The organism is Microcystis sp. M015S2 (assembly GCF_020245945.1).
Lineage (GTDB): Bacteria > Cyanobacteriota > Cyanobacteriia > Cyanobacteriales > Microcystaceae > Microcystis.
The window spans coordinates 1-18068 of the sequence record NZ_JADBTX010000061.1; the positions used below are offsets into that span (position 1 = coordinate 1).

The 18068-nt window shown below is 44.3% G+C and carries 18 protein-coding genes and 3 pseudogenes; 14 read left to right on the forward strand and 7 right to left on the reverse strand.

Annotated elements, in window-relative coordinates; all coding sequences use genetic code 11:
- The 5 genes and pseudogenes from IM473_RS12210 to IM473_RS22575 form a co-directional block, all read left to right on the forward strand.
- Positions 1–111: pseudogene (locus IM473_RS12210) on the forward strand (photosystem Q(B) 2 domain protein); the annotation flags it as partial.
- Positions 112–246: 135 nt separating this feature from the next.
- Positions 247–594 carry a DUF433 domain-containing protein gene (locus IM473_RS12215; protein ID WP_045358164.1) on the forward strand — a complete coding sequence of 116 codons (348 nt, stop codon included), beginning with the start codon at positions 247–249 and terminating at the stop codon, positions 592–594.
- Complete coding sequence (locus tag IM473_RS12220; RefSeq protein WP_002732058.1) at positions 572–931, forward strand: DUF5615 family PIN-like protein; 360 nt, start codon at positions 572–574, stop codon at positions 929–931. The genes IM473_RS12215 and IM473_RS12220 overlap by 23 nt, the downstream gene beginning before the upstream one ends.
- Before the next feature lie 47 nt (positions 932–978).
- A pseudogene (locus tag IM473_RS22570) lies at positions 979–1167 on the forward strand (hypothetical protein).
- Positions 1168–1169: 2 nt separating this feature from the next.
- Positions 1170–1621 (forward strand): annotated as a pseudogene (locus IM473_RS22575) (type II toxin-antitoxin system PemK/MazF family toxin).
- A gap of 288 nt (positions 1622–1909) precedes the next feature.
- Here IM473_RS22575 and IM473_RS12230 read toward each other — a convergent pair.
- From IM473_RS12230 to IM473_RS12240, 3 genes are all read right to left on the reverse strand, one after another.
- The gene (locus tag IM473_RS12230; RefSeq protein ID WP_287659216.1) at positions 1910–2473 is read right to left on the reverse strand and encodes a hypothetical protein; all 564 of its coding nucleotides are present in this window, start codon (positions 2471–2473) and stop codon (positions 1910–1912) included.
- Between the two features lie 70 nt (positions 2474–2543).
- Positions 2544–2774 (reverse strand): hypothetical protein, encoded by a 231-nt coding sequence (locus tag IM473_RS12235; protein ID WP_287659217.1) that lies wholly within the window; start codon positions 2772–2774, stop codon positions 2544–2546.
- A 21-nt stretch (positions 2775–2795) separates the two neighbouring features.
- Entirely contained in the window at positions 2796–3170 is a 375-nt protein-coding gene (locus IM473_RS12240; protein WP_287659218.1) for a putative quinol monooxygenase, read from the reverse strand.
- Positions 3171–3692: 522 nt separating this feature from the next.
- Between IM473_RS12240 and IM473_RS12245 the strand changes: the two genes are divergently transcribed.
- Together IM473_RS12245 and murJ are read left to right on the forward strand one after the other, a co-directional pair.
- Positions 3693–4229, forward strand: a complete 537-nt coding sequence (locus IM473_RS12245; protein WP_287659219.1) for a hypothetical protein — start codon at positions 3693–3695, stop codon at positions 4227–4229.
- Positions 4174–5901 (forward strand): murein biosynthesis integral membrane protein MurJ, encoded by a 1728-nt coding sequence (gene murJ / locus IM473_RS12250; protein WP_287659220.1) that lies wholly within the window; start codon positions 4174–4176, stop codon positions 5899–5901. Before IM473_RS12245 ends, murJ begins: the two co-directional genes overlap by 56 nt.
- 41 nt (positions 5902–5942) lie before the next feature.
- Here the strand turns inward: murJ and IM473_RS12255 are convergent, their stop codons facing one another.
- Genes IM473_RS12255 through IM473_RS12265 form a run of 3 tightly spaced genes read right to left on the reverse strand, consistent with a single transcriptional unit; the run spans position 5943 to position 9846 of the window.
- Positions 5943–6593: a hypothetical protein gene (locus IM473_RS12255; RefSeq protein WP_287659221.1), complete on the reverse strand. Its 651-nt coding sequence runs from the start codon at positions 6591–6593 to the stop codon at positions 5943–5945.
- Between the two features lie 41 nt (positions 6594–6634).
- The gene (hisS, locus tag IM473_RS12260) at positions 6635–7915 is read right to left on the reverse strand and encodes a histidine--tRNA ligase (RefSeq protein WP_287659222.1); all 1281 of its coding nucleotides are present in this window, start codon (positions 7913–7915) and stop codon (positions 6635–6637) included.
- Positions 7916–7935: 20 nt separating this feature from the next.
- Entirely contained in the window at positions 7936–9846 is a 1911-nt protein-coding gene (locus tag IM473_RS12265) for a heavy metal translocating P-type ATPase (protein ID WP_287659223.1), read from the reverse strand.
- A 448-nt stretch (positions 9847–10294) separates the two neighbouring features.
- Between IM473_RS12265 and IM473_RS12270 the strand changes: the two genes are divergently transcribed.
- The 5 genes from IM473_RS12270 (at position 10295) to IM473_RS12290 (ending at position 14730) form a co-directional block, all read left to right on the forward strand.
- Positions 10295–10501, forward strand: coding sequence for a type II toxin-antitoxin system HicB family antitoxin (locus IM473_RS12270; RefSeq protein ID WP_008198193.1), 207 nt, complete (start codon positions 10295–10297; stop codon positions 10499–10501).
- Positions 10502–10503: 2 nt separating this feature from the next.
- A complete protein-coding gene (locus IM473_RS12275) occupies positions 10504–10731 on the forward strand; it encodes a type II toxin-antitoxin system HicA family toxin (protein WP_104398028.1) in 228 nt (75 codons plus the stop codon).
- Between the two features lie 124 nt (positions 10732–10855).
- Complete coding sequence (locus IM473_RS12280) at positions 10856–13870, forward strand: CHAT domain-containing protein (RefSeq protein ID WP_287659224.1); 3015 nt, start codon at positions 10856–10858, stop codon at positions 13868–13870.
- A 4-nt stretch (positions 13871–13874) separates the two neighbouring features.
- On the forward strand, positions 13875–14414 hold the full coding sequence (locus IM473_RS12285) for a hypothetical protein (protein ID WP_287659225.1): 540 nt from the start codon (positions 13875–13877) through the stop codon (positions 14412–14414).
- A gap of 7 nt (positions 14415–14421) precedes the next feature.
- A complete protein-coding gene (locus IM473_RS12290) occupies positions 14422–14730 on the forward strand; it encodes a hypothetical protein (protein ID WP_287659226.1) in 309 nt (102 codons plus the stop codon).
- Positions 14731–14899: 169 nt separating this feature from the next.
- On the opposite strand, the gene fabI is transcribed toward IM473_RS12290, so the two are convergent.
- Entirely contained in the window at positions 14900–15676 is a 777-nt protein-coding gene (gene fabI / locus IM473_RS12295; protein WP_002740281.1) for an enoyl-ACP reductase FabI, read from the reverse strand.
- Between the two features lie 214 nt (positions 15677–15890).
- On the opposite strand from fabI, the gene ntcA reads away from it, so the two are divergent.
- Complete coding sequence (gene ntcA / locus IM473_RS12300) at positions 15891–16568, forward strand: global nitrogen regulator NtcA (RefSeq protein WP_002793163.1); 678 nt, start codon at positions 15891–15893, stop codon at positions 16566–16568.
- 7 nt (positions 16569–16575) lie between these two features.
- Positions 16576–18063, forward strand: coding sequence for a DUF3084 domain-containing protein (locus tag IM473_RS12305; protein ID WP_287659227.1), 1488 nt, complete (start codon positions 16576–16578; stop codon positions 18061–18063).
- Positions 18064–18068 lie beyond the last annotated feature (5 nt).

The window sequence follows — 18068 nt, forward strand, 5'->3', positions numbered from 1 at the left end:
GGTATCGGGATGGAAGTAATGCACGAGCGTAATGCACATAACTTCCCCTTAGACTTGGCTAGTGGCCAACAGGCTCCTGTGGCTCTGACTGCTCCTGCTATCAATGGTTAATTCCTAGTCTGAACGAAAAGGCACTCCCGCGAGGGGGTGCTTTTTTGTTGTTAGAATCATAATATTCAAGGAGAGATTTATTGGCTTGATTGATGATACAAAAAAGTACGAATTTATCAATAGGAGTATTAACCGATGCAACTCGAAGACTACTTTAATTTTTTGACTCCCAATGACATTCGCTTAAAAAACTCCCGCATTGGCATTGAAACTATCTTATATGAATACATTTACCGCGCCCGTACCCCTGAAGAGATCGGGCAAATTTATCCTACCCTTACCCTAGAACAAATCCATGCCACTATTCTCTATTACCTGCACGAAAAAGACCGAGTTAGTCAATATCTGGCAGAATGGCTAGAACATTGTCAAAAAGGAGAACAAGAACAGGATTTGAACCCTCCCGCTTTTGTGGAGAAAATGCGGAAATTCAAGGCGGAAATAGCAGCAGAAAATATCAATGAGTATTCAGTATCTAATTGATGAAAATTTACCGCCGCTGTATCGGGAGCAATTATTGCGCCGTCACTCTGATTTAACGGTTTGGATGATTGGCGAACCTGGTGTTCCGTCGAAAAGCACCTTAGACCCAGAAATTTTAATTTGGTGCGAAGCAAATCACTTTATTTTAGTTACAAATAATCGGACTTCTATGCCTGTTCATTTAGCTGATCATCTGGCACAAAGTCGTCATAGTCCAGGGATTTTTGTCTTGCGTCCTAAAGCAACAATCAAAGAGATTATTGAGAATTTAATTCTCATTGCTTTATTAGGCGATGCCCAAGATTATCAAGACCGGATTACTCATATTCCTTTATAAATACTACTTGCTGTTTCTGTTTTATTTTTAGTTGTCTTAGGCGTTGAATCAGGGGAGATGAAGATAAACAATGGTTATTGGAGAAGTTACATCAATAATTAGGATTGAATAATCAAAAAATAACTAAACAGGTATTAATGGATAGTTGGAATGAAGCTTATAGTGATGGATTGGACAAATCAGAAACTTTGATGTTAGAGGGAATACGCCATCATCAACGCCAATTATCTGAGTAAATATGACGATTTTTCAAGGTGAGATTTATTGGATTGATGTAGGAAAACCACAAGGTTCTGAACCTGCTTATCTTTGTCCTTGTGTTGTGGTGCGAAATGATGCTCTGAATCATTCACAAATTGGGACGGTTATTGTGTGTCCATTAACAACCAATTTGAGACGAGCAAAAGCTATTGGTAATGTTTTATTGAATGAGGGTGAAGGGAATTTACCTGAATCCAGTGTTGTTAATGTTTCACAGGTTTTCACGGTTGATATAGCGGTAAGCGCTTGAGTGAGATACAGACCAAGCTTTGCCTAGCATGGTTTATAGCTTGTGACACTGTACCTAATACGACTGCACACCGCTATAAGCGTCTTTTAACGGAGTCTATCGGAAGACTTTCTCGGGAAAAAATCAAATTAATTATTCAGGGAATTAAGTTGGTTATTGAACCTCAAGAACGCGAATAATAGGGGGTTATAAAAGGATTTAAATAATCCATTTACCCTTAGACTTAGCTAGTGGCGAACAGGCTCCTGTGGTTATGACCGCTCCCGCTATCAATGGTTAAGTTCTAATCAAATAATTACGACAAAAAAGGTCGGGGTGAGCTAATGTTCGCCCCGACCTTTTTTAGTTGAAATTCTCGACAAATTACCTGAACATCAACCCAACTTACAAGATCGGTGATCGCAATAATTGATCAAAACGATCGCCTCTATATGTAGATTCAACAAGAACGCAGGATTAGGCAATGCTTATTTTGTCCAAGTCGTGCCATTTGACCATTGAATACAACTAGGGCTGACTAAGACGCCAGTGAAAGTCGCGTCATCGGGAAATCTGACACTAGCGGTAGCGGGACCTGTGACTCTTCCTGTCGCTGTGGGTCGCCCATAAGCTGACATATCAACCGTGAGGCGACTCCTTGACTGCGTGACAACAGGACCCGGCCTGCCATCATACTTCCAATTACCAGCAAAACTGAGGGCTTGCCAAACGCTGCGATCGCTCCAATTTATCTGGCCTCGACCAGTCAAAGTACCAACAAAGGTACCATAATCAGGATAGGTGACTCGAATTTCAGTTGGACTAAGTATGCGCCCCGTTGCGGTGGGTCGTCCATAAGCCGACATATCAACCGTCAGGCGATCGCCGGATTGAGTGATGATTGGGCCGGGTCGCCCCGAGTAATACCATTGCCCATTTACGGGCGAACATATTGGGTCAGCTGAAACTTGTGCAACTTGAGCGATGGGCAAAGTTGCCACCAACAGGGACATACCGCCTAATAGGATAGTCTTGACAGAACGTAGATTCATAATTTTTTCCTGAAATTGGGAAGCCGTGTTTACTTGCTAATTTCAGAATATTCGGAGTCTCAGGGTGATGTCAGTCCCAAAATAAGTGGAAATTGACGATTTCAATCGTTTCTACTTTCAGTAATAAAATGGAGGAACGTGGAAATTCGCTACCATTTATCTCCTCTTCTCCCGCTTTTTCTCGTATGGTCGATATGTACTGAAAGTTTAATTGTCCCTCAATCCTTCTAATAGTTGGGCGCAAGACAAATCCGCCGGAGAAAGAAGTAATCCGGTGCGTTTCGAGACGGGAATAGGGCATCCGTTTTCTGTCAGTTCGGGGCTAGGCTTCGCTGGTGCGGCGAATACCTTCGTCGAGAACGAAGAACTGAGGGTTAAGAGAGGCCAACGGCTCTCGCAGCTTTTCGATTTCGGAAGCGGGAGCGTGAACTTCTAGGCGAATAATCTTGGCGATTTTGAGAAGTTCGTCTAGCAGTTCCCCGACGTTTTGTAGGTGGGCAAGAACTGCGGAAGCATCGACGTAACCCTCGCGGCAATGAAGAATATTGCCGCTAAATGAAAAAGCGTAATGGATACAGCCCTCTTCGGTGCGGGTTCTCTCAATGAACTTGGGGCTTAGTTCCTTGAACGCAGCAATTTTTCCTTCTTGTACTTCAAAGTAGGGTACTAGAGTACAGCAAGTATCGATTTTGAACATCAGATTCTCCTTTTAGGTGTTGCGGAGGGATATCCCGCGTTTGTGGTACAGAAAAGGTTATCTCAGGGGTTGTCCAGACCGTGCGCTCCTACAGAATAATGCCCTGCTGTAGGAGCGCACGGCTTTCTTAGAAAATATAACAGACTTCAGGTCGGTTTTAAGAACTTGGGCAACAAATCCCGTTATCATAGGCTGATGAGCAAGTGTGGCGACCAAGCACTAATAAAATCATCTCTTATAAATCGGATTTGGTATCTTGATTGACTGGTAACTGCTGAATGGCGACTATTCCCGCTTTGAGAGACTTAGCTAAAAAGTAAACCCCTTTCAACCAATTACTTCGCCAATTCAAAACTATACCTATCAATCGTTTCCCTTTTTTTAGTTTCTTCTCTTTTTGTTAAGAAATATCTGAATAATGGATAGCTTATTAAGGGAGGTGTCTGAAAATTTTTAACACCTACCTAGTTATAAACTATAAAATAATCTCAGAAAAAGCCTCCAGAAAATGTAAAATCAACCATGAAAACAATTATTTTGATTTCTAGTCTATCTTTAACAATGGTAGTCGGTGCTCCATGGGCAAAACCGAATATAGTTTTGGCTCAAACTTGTAATTACTTTGCCGGAACTGCTGTGACGGGAAAAAGCGTTAACATCGATTTATGTTCGATTGTTCCGGCTAGTTCCCGTAGTGTTGACTTTGTTTATTATTTAGGAAATCAACGACTGGTTAGCCAAGCTAATTGTGATAACGGAACTTGGACGACTTTTCCCGAAAGACAAATTCATCGTCCCCGCTCTCAAGCGACTCAAACAATGCTAGAGGTGGTGTGTAGTTACAGATTCGATAGTTCTCAATCTACATCGAGAATCGCTGCGGCAACAGTGTTTTCTCCACCATCAAATGTGAGAATGTCCCCCAATGGCAATATCATCTGTTCAGTCAGAGAACGTAGAACCATCAATATTTATGGTTCGGTTGGCCCTTGGTATTATACGGATGTCTGTGGGGAAATGGGTGTTATACACTCCAGTCAAATTAAATTTGACAACTAGAGATCGCTTTTCTGCGGGAACACAGAAACGGGTAGAATCAATCAATGCAGTTGTTTTCTTTCGAGGTGTCATCATTACTAAGAAAGCTACCCGTTCCTTAGCCGGTATTGCCGGAATTGTCGCCGTTGCCACCTTAATCAGTAAGGTTTTTGGGTTGGTCCGCGAACAGGTAATCGCCGCTGCCTACGGTGTCGGGCCAGTGGTGAACGCCTACGCTTTTGCCTACGTTATCCCCGGTTTTCTGTTAATTCTCCTCGGTGGTATTAACGGCCCTTTTCACAGCGCTTTGGTCAGTGTTTTGGCCAAAAGGGATAAATCCGAGTCCGCGCCGATTGTCGAGACTATTACCACCCTAGTCAGCGCGATTTTATTAACTGTCACCGTCTTTTTAATCGTTTTTGCCAATATTTTTATCGATGTTCTCGCTCCCGGTTTAGATGCCGCCACCCGTGCCATGGCCATTCAACAACTGCAAATTATGGCCCCCATGGCGGTTTTAGCCGGTTTAATCGGCATCGGTTTCGGTACTCTCAATGCGGCGGATCAATACTGGCTACCGAGTCTCAGTCCGCTTTTTTCCAGTTTGGCGGTGATTATTGGGGTGGGTTTGCTGGCCTGGTCACTTGGCGATCGCATTGATGAGCCGCAATATGTGCAACTGGGGGGTTTTGTCCTCGCCGGCGGTACTCTCGTTGGGGCGCTCTGGCAATGGCTAGCACAAGTGGGCGCACAAGTCAAGGCAGGTTTAGGAAAATTAACATTTCGTTGGGATTGGCGGATACCGGGGGTGTCGGAGGTGTTGCGGGTGATGATTCCGGCGACCTTATCTTCAGGAATGTTGCATATTAACGTTTATACTGACCTCTTTTTCGCTTCTTTTATCGAAAATGCCGCCGCTTCCATGCGTTACGCCAGTTTTATCGTTCTCACGCCCTTGGGCATCATGTCCAACATGATTCTCGTGCCGTTTATGCCGATATTTTCTCGACTGACGGAACCGGAAAATTGGGGAGAATTGAAGCAAAGAATCCGTCAGGGTTTATTATTGACGGCTTTAACCATGTTACCCTTCACCGCTATCTTTATCGCCCTCGCTTTCCCTGTAGTGCGAGTTATCTATCAACGGGGTGCTTTTAATCTGGCTGCCTCGGAACAGGTGGTTCCCGTATTAATGGCCTACGGTTTCGGGATGTTTTTCTATCTCGGCCGGGATGTTTTAGTACGAGTGTTCTATGCTTTGGGTGATGGCGAAACTCCTTTTAAGGTGAGTATGGTGAATATTTTTCTTAATGGTGTGCTGGATTTCCTCTTGTATAAACCTTTTGGTACTCCGGGGATTGTTTTAGCCACCGTGGGAGTTAATATCCTTTCTATGGGCATTTTTACGGTGATTTTAAATCGTCGTTTAGGAGGTTTACCCTTGGGAGAATGGGGTTTATCCTTGTTGGGATTAACGGTAATTACAATGCTTTCTGGTGTTGCTAGTTGGGGTGCTAGTTGGGGTTGGGAAAAGGTTTTCGGTGCTGGTAATATTTTCTTACAATTGTTACAGTTGGGTTTTGCCTCGACCGTAGCGGTGGGTTTATTTCTCCTCGGTGCGATGTTATTGAAGTTACCTGAATTAGACCTATTAATTTCGCGAATTCGTCAGAAGTTCTTGAAAAAATCTTAGGTTTAAGTTCCAGCCTCACCTCATCATTACATACTATCAGGTTATTTATTTTTAGGAATTGGGGGCAGTTGCGGTGATTTTCGGCGAGAATTAGAACCAGATATTTTCGGGGGTAGGGGTGCAGAACTGCGATTAGATAAACTTTGAAGGCTCTTTTTCATATTAGCAGGTTCTGGCAGTTCTAGAGTTACCCCTTCTCTAGCGGTCATTGTTTCCTCTGGTAGGCATAAATCAAAAACAAAGGCAGAATTATTGGTTAAATCGGCAAATTCTAATTTTACCATCTCTCGAGAGGATTCTAGTGCTAATAAAGGTTCAATTTCGGTTTTAATTAACTGTTCTAATCGAGCCAGATAATTGATCTTAACAGGAGTAACAATTAAAGTTAACATTGCTTGCCAACCTTGCCCCCCTAATTCTGCCAGAATATCCCCATAACAGCGAATTTTCCAGCTACCTATTCCCAAATCTCGATAGAAAAAAATTTCCAGCCAACCCCCGGCATCCGATCGATAATAATGAGTATATCTTTCACTACTTTCGGGAGATTCGTAATCGATACGCACTTCAATATGAGCAAAAGGAGAATCCAGACGGGCCAAGAGACGATAGTTTCCCGAGACAATTTCTAGAGAATTATTAGAAATTGTGTGTCCGTGATTCTCCCCTTGTTTTTGCAGTATAAATTCCATAATCTTAGCCTAGGCCTAATGTTTGGCCATGACGCTAAAACCTAGGATTTGTGCCGGGAGATTTGCGCTTTTAATTCCCCTGCTTGTGTCAATAAATCCACTTGGGTTAGACTAATTTGTTCTTGGGTGGCCATCCATTTCAGTTGTACCGTGCCATTTTCAGCCTCAGCATCCCCCAAAATTATACAGCCCACGGCCTTAGCTCGATCGGCCCGTTTAAATTGTTTTCCGAAAGCGCTGCCGCTTAAGTCTAACTCGACGCTAAACCCCAATCCGCGTAATTGCTGCGCTAACACCACACTGCGGGCCTCAGCTTTTTCTCCTTTGGAGACGAGATAAAAATCGGGAACCAAAAAAGATAAAGACTGCTTTTGTTGTAATAATATAATCAGACGTTCTAAACCGATCGCCCAACCCACTGCTGGTGTGTCTGGACCGCCTAATTGAGCTATTAAACCATCATAACGACCACCACCGCAAACCGTAGCTTGAGCGCCTAAATCATCGGACTGAATTTCAAAGGCCGTATGGGTGTAATAGTCCAATCCGCGCACTAAAGAGGGATTAAGATTATAGATAACTCCCAAATCGGTTAGTAAAGATTGCACCCGTTCAAAATGCTTTTGAGAATCACTGCCGAGATGTTCAAGAATACTGGGAGCATTCTTACAGATAATCTTGGTTTTCTCGTCCTTACTATCCAAAATTCGCAGGGGATTTTTTTCTAATCTCTGTTGAGAATCCGCGTCTAAATCAGCTTTGTAGGGAGTCAAATAATCTAGCAGGGCCTGACGATAATTTTGCCTATCTTGGGCATTTCCCAGGGAATTAATATCTAATTTTAGGTTTTCTAGCCCCACAGCTTTTAATATCTCGCTGGCAAGGGTAATTACTTCCACATCCGCCCTAGGGTCATCAGTTCCCAACAATTCGACCCCAATTTGATGAAACTGTCGCTGCCTACCCGCTTGCGGACGTTCATAACGAAACATCGGCCCCTTATACCAGAGTCTTTGTACTCCTCCGGCGGCCTGTAATTTGTGTTCAATGTAGGCCCGAACGACCCCAGCCGTTCCCTCCGGTCGCAAAGTCAGGGAACGTTGACCGCGATCGAGGAAAGTGTACATTTCTTTACCCACCACGTCCGTCGCTTCCCCGATACCCCGTTCAAAAAGTTGCGTCTGTTCAAAAATGGGAGTTCGTATCTCTTGATACAGCGCAGTCCCTAAAATTCTGCTGGCAGTTTCCTCTAACCACTGCCAGTAACCGACCTCCGCCGGTAAAATATCTTTTGTGCCTCGGATTGCCTGGATTTCGCCCATAGTTGTCTGTATTTTTATCCCTATTTGAACAATCTTAAACCGCTGAGAGTCACTAATACCGTCGATCCTTCATGACCGATGACACCTAGAGGTAAAGTTATATCACCGGCAAAATTGGCTATGAGCAATATGCCGATAAACGCGAGGGCGAAAGTGATATTCTGTTTAACAATGCGATTGGCACGACGACCGAGGTTAATCGCGCTGGGAATTTTGGCTAAATTATCGGACATAAGGATAATATCGGCCGTTTCCAAGGCCACATCACTACCAGCTTTTCCCATGGCAATCCCCACATTAGCCATAGCTAAAGCGGGCGCGTCATTAATGCCATCCCCCACCATAGCGACAGTGTGATATTTTTCTTGCAGATTTTGGATAACGCTTAACTTATCTTCGGGCAGTAAATCAGCGTAAACTTCCTCAATACCGAGTTTTTCAGCGACTTTATCGGCACTTTGTTGATTATCACCCGTAATTAAAACGATATGTTCGATACCGATCTTTTTTAGCTGCTTCACCAGATTAACTGCCGATTCCCGCAGGGTATCGGCCACAGCGATCGCACCGATTATCTGATTCTCTTGTACTACCCAGACGAGGGTTTTGCCTTCTTTTTGTAAACGTTCGCGCATAGCTAGGATATTCTGGTCAAGATCAGCAATATGGTCACGAATATAGGCAAAATTGCCCACAGATACCGACTTATCGCCAATTTTTCCCGTGATACCCCGTCCCGATACCGCTTGCACCTGATTAGCACTGAAGAAATTTATACCACGCTCCCTGGCTGTGGCGGTAATAGCGGATCCAATGGGATGTTCCGAACAGGATTCTAGGGATGCAGCCACCGCTAACACCTCATTTTCGCTGACTGCATGGATAGGGATAATTTCCACCACTTGCAACTTACCAAGGGTGAGAGTGCCGGTTTTATCAAAAGCGATCGCTCGTATGCGGCCGATCATCTCCAATCTTGCGCCATTTTTGAATAAAATCCCCTGTTTTGCGCCGTTAGCGATACCCGATAACAAAGCTGGCATAATCGAGGCCATTAAAGCACAGGGAGAGGCCACCACGAGAAAAATTAAGGCCCGATAGATAGTGGTTTCCCAGGTCCAACCCCAGAGAAAAGGCGGTAAAATCCCGAAAATTAAGCCCAAAATCACGATAATTTTCGCATAACCCCGCTCAAAACCTTCGATAAACTCTTGGGAGGGAGGGGATTCATTTTGTGCCTTTTCTACCAAACGAATCACCCTCTCAATTAAGCGACTTTCGGGGGGAGTTTCCACCTTTAAACGTAGCACTCCCGCACCGTTGAGAGTTCCCGCAAAGACTTCTTCCCCGATGGTTTTATCCACGGGAAGGGATTCTCCGGTAATTGGCGCTTGATTGATGGGACTGTTTCCCTCCATAATAATGCCATCAATGGGGATTAATTCGCCCGGTTTGACCAAAACTGTATCACCGATCCGTAATTGCTTGATAGGAACCTCTTTTTCCCTGTCTCCCGTGATTAATCTAGCAGTATCGGGAGTCATGGCCATGAGAGAACGAATATTGCGATCGGTTTTTGCCATGGCAATCTGTTCTAATGCGCCACTAATAGCGAAAATCAGGATTAAAATGGCTCCATCGATGATGAGATAGTAATTACTGTCCCAGAGTCCCAAAATCGCCGCCCCCAAGGCCGCTACAATCATTAACAGGTCCACATCTAGTTCTTTTTCCTCCCATAAAGTCGTCAATCCTGCTTGGGTACTCTCGTATCCTCCCACCACATATGCGATCGCTAGTAGGATGAAAGCCGGGCCGATCAGATTAAGGTGTAGGCATAACCAACCAAAAAAGACTAAAATAGCGCAAATTCCTGCGGCAACTGCCGAGGAATACTCAGACAACCAAGAGGACGAGATACTCTGAATCATGGATTGATGGCAATTACTTTTCTCCCCATTCTAGAAAAAATTAGATCGATGCAGAAAACCCCTATGTGGTATTCACCGGTGCGAAGGCTCTCTTAGGTTTGCTGGTTAAAATGTATTCTAAGATACAGTCCTGCTGGCGAGGGAGTGGAAGGAACCACAGAGGCACAAAGGACACAAAGATCGATCACTACATTCAGTTAAACTGATCAGACAAAGAAGAAGAGAGCCGTGCGAGTTACGAGGAAGCGGAAAATTGGCTACTAGAGGACGAATTTGAACCGGTAGAGGGACGACTTTCGGCAGTAGAGATATAATTTCCTTATCTTCCTTTCCGCTTTTCTTCAAAACCCTGATTCTGTATGCTGTTTAGCAAGAATTAGCGATCGCCGCTTAACCAACTCAGGCCCTAATAGGTAAAATATAACCTGGGAGATTATAGTGAGAAGTTATGAAGTTGACTGTAACACTTGACCGTGACGAGGATGGGGTTTGGGTTGTAGAATGCCCCAGTATTCCGGGTTGTGTCAGCCAAGGTCAAACGAGAGCAGAAGCTCTCGAAAATATCAGAGATGCGATTATCGCTTGCCTTGAAGTTCGTGCAGAACGTGGACTACCGCTCACGATTGAAACTTGTCAAGTAGAGGTAATGGCCTAATCATGTCCTCTGCTCTTCCTGTTCTCAGCGGACGTGAAGTAGTCCGAATATTTGAAACCTTCGGCTGGCAAGTTGCGCGTCAAAGTGCAAGCCATATCATTATGGTTAAGGAGGGTGAACAGGTAACACTCTCTGTTCCTGATCATCGTGAAGTGGCAAAAGGTACGCTTCGTAGTCTTATTCGTACTGCTGGAATTACGTTACAAGAATTTGTTTCTGGCATGAGATGAACAAGCGAGCTAACAAGTCGAGGAAGCGGAAAATTGGCTATTAGAGGACGAGTATAAACCCCGAAAGGGACGACTTTCGCCAGTAGAGATATAATTTCCTTATCTTCCTTTCCCCCTTTCTTGGATGATATCCTTACTAAAAAAGCTCTGGAATTGGCTAAAATCGCTCTTTATAGGCAGTCCGAAGGCAGTTAACCCCAAAAAAGTCCAAAAATCCCCCCCAGAACCCATTGATGGCGAATATGAAGGGATATTGATGGGTTTATTCGAGCAGGTGGCAGCGGGAACCACCACCGGTGGGTTACGGGGATGGCTATACAGTCGCCATTGTAACGATAAAAAGCTGGCGCACTGGTTAGAGGTCAAAAGCGAGGAATGGCTACAGTATCCAGAAGATTATCAAACTTTAGCGCAGGATTTGGCGGCTTTAGGGAAAGTGATGACGGGAAATCTGGGGGAAGTATCCCAACGGATTAGCCTCCAGTTGCGCGATGCGGTGAGGGATGTTTCCATTGTGGAGGGGGAAAATCTATGCTCAAAGGAGACGGATTTAACGGAAGTCCAAAAATTATATCAACTTTTGAATCAAGGGAAAACTTCGACAACTCAGGGACTATCCACCGCTAATAATACCCCGATTGTTCAGGATGCCGAATTCTGGTTTGAGCAAGGATACCAGAAAGTAATCAATGGGGATTTTATCGGCGCGATCGCATCCTACGATCGAGCTCTAGAATTTAAACCCGATTTGCATCAAGCTTGGTACAACCGAGGGATTGCGTTAGTTAACTTAGGAAGGTATGAAGAAGCGATCGCATCCTGGGATCGAGCTTTAGAAATTAAACCCGATAAGCATGAAGCTTGGAACAACCGAGGGGTTGCGTTAGGTAACTTAGGAAGGTATGAACAAGCGATCGCATCCTACGATCGAGCTTTAGAAATTAAACCCGATGACCATGAAGCTTGGTACAACCGAGGGGTTGCGTTAGATAATTTAGGCAGATTGGAAGAAGCGATCGCATCCTACGATCAAGCTTTAGAAATTAAACCCGATTTGCATGAAGCTTGGTACAACCGAGGGGTTGCGTTAGTTAACTTAGGAATGTATGAAGAAGCGATCGCATCCTTTGATCAAGCTTTAGAAATTAAACCCGATTACCATAAAGCTTGGTACAACCGAGGGTTTGCGTTAGTTGACTTAGGAAGGTATGAAGAAGCGATCGCATCCTTTGATCAAGCTTTAGAAATTAAACCCGATTACCATAAAGCTTGGTACAACCGAGGGATTGCGTTATATAATTTAGGCAGATTTGAACAAGCGATCGCATCCTACGATCAAGCTTTAGAAATTAAACCCGATGACCATGAAGCTTGGAACGGCCGAGGGTGGGCCATTTGTTCTCTGAGCAAAAATCGCATTTCTACTCCTAGTCTAGAAGCTCTCATTTATCGTAAACCGATAGTAGCCCTTAATGACCGAGAACCCCATCTTTTCGGCCTCCGGGAGGCACTTCCCCACCTCGTTCAAGGATCGCCTCCGTGGGGGCAAATTTATCGCTATCTAGGGGAAGCTTATCTGGAACATTCCCAGTATCAAGGGAAAGCTAGTCCCTATTGTCGCGACGCAATCCGACATTATCAAATCGCTTTACCGATTCTCACCGAAAAAGACTTCCCCGAAGATCATTTAGAAATTCTGCAAGGATTGATCCGCGCTCATCTTTCCTTACAGGAAATCACTCAAGCGCGATTCTATCAACAACAGGGACGCGACCTTTTCACCCGACTACGCGCCCAGAAAGGCGATAAACCCGCTTTTGAGGCAAAATTCAGCAGTTTTAGTCACCTAGAAATCGATTTACTGATCGAGGAAAATCATCCCCTAGACGCAATTGAACAGGCAGAATTTTATAAAAATCGTTGTTTGACTTGGATTCTCGATAATTGGCAAGAAAACCCCACCAGTCCCGATTATGCCACCATCCAAAGCCTGACCAGTCCGAATAAGGCGATTATCTACTGGTATCTCAGCGAGGACAATCTCACCACCTTTATTATCACCCCAGAGGCTGATCCCGTCATTGTCGAGCCAGAACAACGCCGTCAACTGGCGCGACAGTTTCGGACTTGGTTAACTGAATGGGATAAACAATACCTTGACTATGCCAGTAAAAAAGAAACGGAGAATAAACAAAATCACCCCTGGAGATTGTCACTTAACAGCCGTTTTGCCCAATTAAAGCGGATTTTACAGATCGATAAAATTCTCGCACATTTGCCGGTTTCCGTTAATTCCCTGATTCTCATCCCCCACCGGGATCTGCACTGCTTCCCCCTACATACCCTCTTCCCCGAAAAATACACCGCCACCTATCTCCCCTCTGCTCAGGTCGGTTTGCGTCCCCAGTCCGGCGATTTCTCCTATTCTCCCCTCCTCAGTGTCGAAGACCCCAAAACGGAGCAAAAACCCATGGATTTCGCCCAACTGGAATCGGCGATTATTAGCCATATCCTGCAACCGAGCGCGAGAATTAGCCCGAAAAAGGCATCACGCGAAAACGTCCGCAAAGCCCTCGAAAATGCCTATAAAACCTTTCATTTCACTGGTCACGGCTTTTATGACTCTTTTCGTCCCCAGGAGTCTGCGATCGCCCTTAGCGATGGTTTATTGACCGTCCGGGATATCAACAAGCTCAACCTCTCTAGTTACCGTCTCGTCTGTCTGGCTGCCTGTGAAACCGCTCTCACCGGTAAGGATGGCATTACCACCGAATACGTCGGCCTCGTCAGTGCTTTCCGGGCAGCGGGTGCGACTAATGTGGTCAGTACCCTCTGGCCGGTGAAGGAGATTTCTAGCGCCTGGTTTATGATTAACTTCTATCAAAGATTATTAGCGGGTGAATCCCCGGCTCTAGCTCTGAAAAATACACAAAATTGGTTAAAAAATATCACTTGGCAGCAACTAGCTGACTGGATCGAGCAACTTCGGCTACTTCCCTCCCTAATGGAAGGGGTCGATCGACTGGAGGTGAGGGCGGCGAATACTTTGAAGGAAGGCAGTACAATAGGGCTAGATCAACTAACAGAATATAGCGATCCTTACCATTGGGCAGCCTATACCCTGACTGGACAGGACTAAACTTATGGAAATTCCCAAAACAATTATCGATCTTGAAGCGCTGCTAATCGCCCTCGCACAGCAGACTGAACCCTTGCCAGAATATCTACAGCGATCGCTCAAAGAAATTGAACGATTATTAAGGGAAGAACAACCCCAGGCAGCAACACAATTGCGGCAACTTGTCAAGGATTTTCCCCCCCTAGAAAAAGCTTATAAAAAAGCGATCGAAGAGTTAGACGCAGCCTATGCTAACCAAGAACGCACCAAAAGTTTAAGCGTCATTTTTCCCGATAGTTTAGATTTCGAGGCCCTATTTATTAATGATGTTATTCCTAGCCAAGATTGGGTAAAAACTGCCCAAAAATTAGCCCGATCCCCCCTTGATCACGAGGGTGCTGATTCCCCTCGATTTTGGGATAAAGCCGATCGCCTGATGGTGGTAACGGTGGGAGGTGCGGCCCTAGGAGGATCGATTGCGGGAGTTTACGGTGCGGTTATTGGTGCGATATTAGCGGCCGGCTGCGGATGGTATATTACCTTTAGGAAAACAAAATCAGCATAAATTTTTGATGAAGATTGTTAACATTGAAAACTTTCTTTTGTTAATCGGAACTTTGGTCATTACCGCAAGCGTGGCACTGGTTACAAAAAAACAGCCAAGACGGGGAAACAATAAATCTTATCTAGAAATTCTTTTCGTTTCTGGGTTGAGTTTATCGGCTGTATTTGCCATGTCTAAGGTGGTCTATAAAGTGTTAACCGATGAAAATTTTCAGAATTGCCTTGGCTCGGATAGTCAAATCCTTCTTTTGTTAGCTGCTCTTCTCGGTATCTATATTTCTATTAAAGAGATTCGGAAATTATTTGAAGCGAACTAATATCAATGCCAACTTTACCCATATCCAAAAGTTATACTAAATCCTGTTTAGAAGGTTTTGATACCCCCTTGATCCTAGGGTTGATTTATAGTAGGGTTTATTCATGAATCAACCCTACTACCCTTAATAAGGGAGGCGCTGATGGTTTTTAACACCTACCTACTTAAAACTACATTCCCATAATTTCGTAACCAGAATCTACATAAATAATCTGGCCGGTAATACCACTGGAAAGATCACTGGCTAAAAAAGCGGCCGTATTTCCCACCTCAATTTGTGTCACCGTGCGATGTAAAGGAGCGATTTCTTCCACATGATGGATCATATCAAGAATTCCCCCCACGGCCGAAGATGCTAAGGTGCGAATTGGACCGGCGGAAATACCATTAACTCGGATCTTTTGACCACCTAATTCGGCGGCTAAATAGCGAACACTCATTTCTAAACCAGCTTTTGCCACCCCCATTAAATTATAGTTAGGAATTACCTTGACACCACCGAGATAGGTAAGAGTGATAATACTTCCCCCTTCCGTCATCAAAGGTTTAGCCGATCGCGCTAGACGGGTTAGGGAAAAAGTGCTAATATCTAGGGATTTAGTGAAAGCTTCCCGAGGGATGGCGGTAAAATCGCCCGTTAAACCCTCTTTATCGGCAAAAGCGAGACAGTGAATCAAAATATCCAGTTTGCCCCATTTTTCCGCCACTGTAGCGAAAGTATCTTCTACCTGTTGGTCATTTTGGACATCGCAGGGGACATAAAAAGCGGGATTAAGTTCATCGGCCAATTCTCGCACTTTTTTCTCAAAACGGCCCTTTTCGTCGGGGAGATAGGTGACACCGATATTTGCACCAGCTTGATGGAGTTGTTGGGCAATTCCCCAAGCGATCGAGCGATTATTGGCAATTCCCGTCACTAGGGCGTTTTTTCCCGTTAAATCTAACATAGTTCTCGTTTCTCTTACAAAAATCTCCCCAATAGCCGACCCCAGCGAGATTCGGTATAATAGGGATACAGATAACGGGGCAGCAATGATCACCCCTCCCCCATTGTCTGGCAAAAAGCGCCCAAAACTTTTCCCAGTTTAGGCAGCGGTTATGTTTAATAGAGGTGACACTCGTTGCATAATAAAAACAATTTTCCCCTTTTTTGGATGTGAGATGGACTTATCCCTAATACAAGATAAACCCCTAGCAGATGTGTTCCGTCGAATCGGCAGCGGCAATTTCCCCCCGGTGGTGGAATTGTTCGAGCGTGGCAAAACGATCTTTTTCCCGGGAGATCCGGCCGAAAGAGTCTATTTTTTGCTTAAAGGAGCCGTTAAGTTGTCGCGAGTCTATGAAGCGGGAGAAGAAATTACCGTGGCTCTACTACGGGAAAATAGCGTCTTTGGTGTGCTATCCTTACTTACTGGTCAGCGATCGGATCGTTTTTATCATGCCGTGGCTTTTACTCCGGTAGAATTACTCTCGGCCCCGATCGATCAGGTAGAAAGATCCCTCCGCAATAATCCCGATTTATCAATGTTGATGCTGCAGGGGTTGTCCTCGCGGATTCTGCAAACGGAAATGATGATCGAAACCTTGGCTCACCGGGATATGGGTTCACGTTTGGTCAGTTTTTTATTGATTCTCTGTCGTGATTTTGGGGTTCCCACCACCGATGGTATCCGGGTGGATCTAAAATTGTCTCACCAAGCGATCGCAGAAGCGATCGGTTCTACCCGCGTCACTGTCACCCGTTTATTGGGAGAGCTGCGAGATCAGGAAATGGTCTCAATTTACAAGAAAAAAATTACCGTCCATAATCCCGTCGCTCTCAGTCAACAATTTACTTAAATTCTGGATGACTAGCGCTTATATTTTGGTTTTGGCCATCGTGGTTTTAGGTGGTCTGATAGCGGTGATTGGCGATCGCATAGGGAGCCGTATCGGTAAGAAAAGGATGCGTTTATTTAATCTGCGTCCGAAACAAACCGCAACTTTAATGACGATTGTAACGGGAATTTTTATCGCCGGCTCGACTTTAATTGTCTTGTTTGCTTCTAGTAAATCCCTGCGTCAAGGGGTTTTTGAACTGGATCGTCTGTTAAATGAACGTCGTGCCGCTATTAAGGATTTAGAAAGTCAGGTAAGAAAAACCACCGAACAAAAAAATCAGGTGGAAAAGGCGTTAAAAACGGCTAAAAGTGAACAGATAGCTGTGCAGAAACGTCTAGAGGTTCTTAACAAAAATTATCAAGCTTCTCGTCAACGTTTGCGATTAGTTTCGGGACAGTTGGAAAAGTTCCGCAAGGAAGTGGCTAATTTAAATAATGAACGAGTTATTTTAACTAATCAAAAGGCACAGTTAAGCAGTCAACGGGATCAATTGTTTCAACAAAAATCAATTCTTTCTAGTCAGATAAATCAACTACAAACCACCGTTAAAGTTAGAGATAAAGAGTTGGCTAATCAACAAAAGTTATTAACAACCAGACAAGCGCGACTTCAACAGTTGGAAACTCAACAAAAAACCCTACAGCTAGAAATTGATCGCCGGGATCAACGCATTGGAGAACTCGATCGATCGATTGTGGATAAAAATTTAGCTTTGGAACAGCGCGAGGGAAAATTAAAAGATTTAGAAACCCAAATGGCTTTTCTTAAGCGGGAAGTGGAAGTTTTAGAACAATACTATCAAACCTATCAAGAATTGCGGGAAAAACAAATCGCTATTTTCCGCGGACAGGTGTTATCTTTTGGAGCTTTTCGTATTGTTGATCCCCAAGCTATTGTCGCTGTTATTGATAAGTTATTGCGAGAAGCGAATATAAATGCTATCCGTGCCACCCAACCGAATCAGCCTGATTTTGACCAGCGTTTAGTTAAGATCACAAAAGCACAGGTAGAACAGTTAAGTCAACAATTACAGGACGGTAAAGAATATGTGGTGAGAATTCTTTCGGCAGGTAATTACGTCTTAGGAGAAAGCGAGATTCGTGTCTTTGCTGATGTGGTTCCCAATCAAAGAGTTTTTGAGGAGAAACAGGTAATCGCTGCCGTTTCCATTGATCCCCAAAATATGACGGAAGAAGACCTACAAAAGCGTTTAGATTTACTCTTAGCTTCGGCTCAATTTCGCGCTAGAAGTGCGGGAGTTTTAGGGTCAATTCAAGTGGAAGATGGGTTATTAACTACGGTAGTTAACTTTATTGGTCAAGTGAAAAAGTCGGGTAATTCTATCGAGACACTTGAGGCAATTGCTGCTAGTAAAACTAATACTGCTGGCCCCTTAACTTTGCGTTTAGTAGCGGTAAAAGATGGTAAAATTATTTTTAGTACGTCTTCTTAAAAGAT

What these genes read in the sequence shown, in the direction of transcription:
- IM473_RS12255 (WP_287659221.1), bottom strand. Translation starts at nt 6,593, where the DNA reads ATGGAATTTATACTGCAAAAACAAGGGGAGAATCACGGACACACAATT.
- IM473_RS12275 (WP_104398028.1), top strand. Translation starts at nt 10,504, where the DNA reads ATGTCCTCTGCTCTTCCTGTTCTCAGCGGACGTGAAGTAGTCCGAATA.
- IM473_RS12240 (WP_287659218.1), bottom strand. Translation starts at nt 3,170, where the DNA reads ATGTTCAAAATCGATACTTGCTGTACTCTAGTACCCTACTTTGAAGTA.
- IM473_RS12305 (WP_287659227.1), top strand. Translation starts at nt 16,576, where the DNA reads ATGACTAGCGCTTATATTTTGGTTTTGGCCATCGTGGTTTTAGGTGGT.
- fabI (WP_002740281.1), bottom strand. Translation starts at nt 15,676, where the DNA reads ATGTTAGATTTAACGGGAAAAAACGCCCTAGTGACGGGAATTGCCAAT.
- IM473_RS12290 (WP_287659226.1), top strand. Translation starts at nt 14,422, where the DNA reads ATGAAGATTGTTAACATTGAAAACTTTCTTTTGTTAATCGGAACTTTG.
- IM473_RS12220 (WP_002732058.1), top strand. Translation starts at nt 572, where the DNA reads ATGAGTATTCAGTATCTAATTGATGAAAATTTACCGCCGCTGTATCGG.
- IM473_RS12280 (WP_287659224.1), top strand. Translation starts at nt 10,856, where the DNA reads ATGATATCCTTACTAAAAAAGCTCTGGAATTGGCTAAAATCGCTCTTT.
- IM473_RS12285 (WP_287659225.1), top strand. Translation starts at nt 13,875, where the DNA reads ATGGAAATTCCCAAAACAATTATCGATCTTGAAGCGCTGCTAATCGCC.
- IM473_RS12270 (WP_008198193.1), top strand. Translation starts at nt 10,295, where the DNA reads ATGAAGTTGACTGTAACACTTGACCGTGACGAGGATGGGGTTTGGGTT.
- IM473_RS12235 (WP_287659217.1), bottom strand. Translation starts at nt 2,774, where the DNA reads ATGCCCTATTCCCGTCTCGAAACGCACCGGATTACTTCTTTCTCCGGC.
- hisS (WP_287659222.1), bottom strand. Translation starts at nt 7,915, where the DNA reads ATGGGCGAAATCCAGGCAATCCGAGGCACAAAAGATATTTTACCGGCG.
- IM473_RS12230 (WP_287659216.1), bottom strand. Translation starts at nt 2,473, where the DNA reads ATGAATCTACGTTCTGTCAAGACTATCCTATTAGGCGGTATGTCCCTG.
- IM473_RS12265 (WP_287659223.1), bottom strand. Translation starts at nt 9,846, where the DNA reads ATGATTCAGAGTATCTCGTCCTCTTGGTTGTCTGAGTATTCCTCGGCA.
- ntcA (WP_002793163.1), top strand. Translation starts at nt 15,891, where the DNA reads ATGGACTTATCCCTAATACAAGATAAACCCCTAGCAGATGTGTTCCGT.
- murJ (WP_287659220.1), top strand. Translation starts at nt 4,174, where the DNA reads ATGTCTGTGGGGAAATGGGTGTTATACACTCCAGTCAAATTAAATTTG.
- IM473_RS12245 (WP_287659219.1), top strand. Translation starts at nt 3,693, where the DNA reads ATGAAAACAATTATTTTGATTTCTAGTCTATCTTTAACAATGGTAGTC.
- IM473_RS12215 (WP_045358164.1), top strand. Translation starts at nt 247, where the DNA reads ATGCAACTCGAAGACTACTTTAATTTTTTGACTCCCAATGACATTCGC.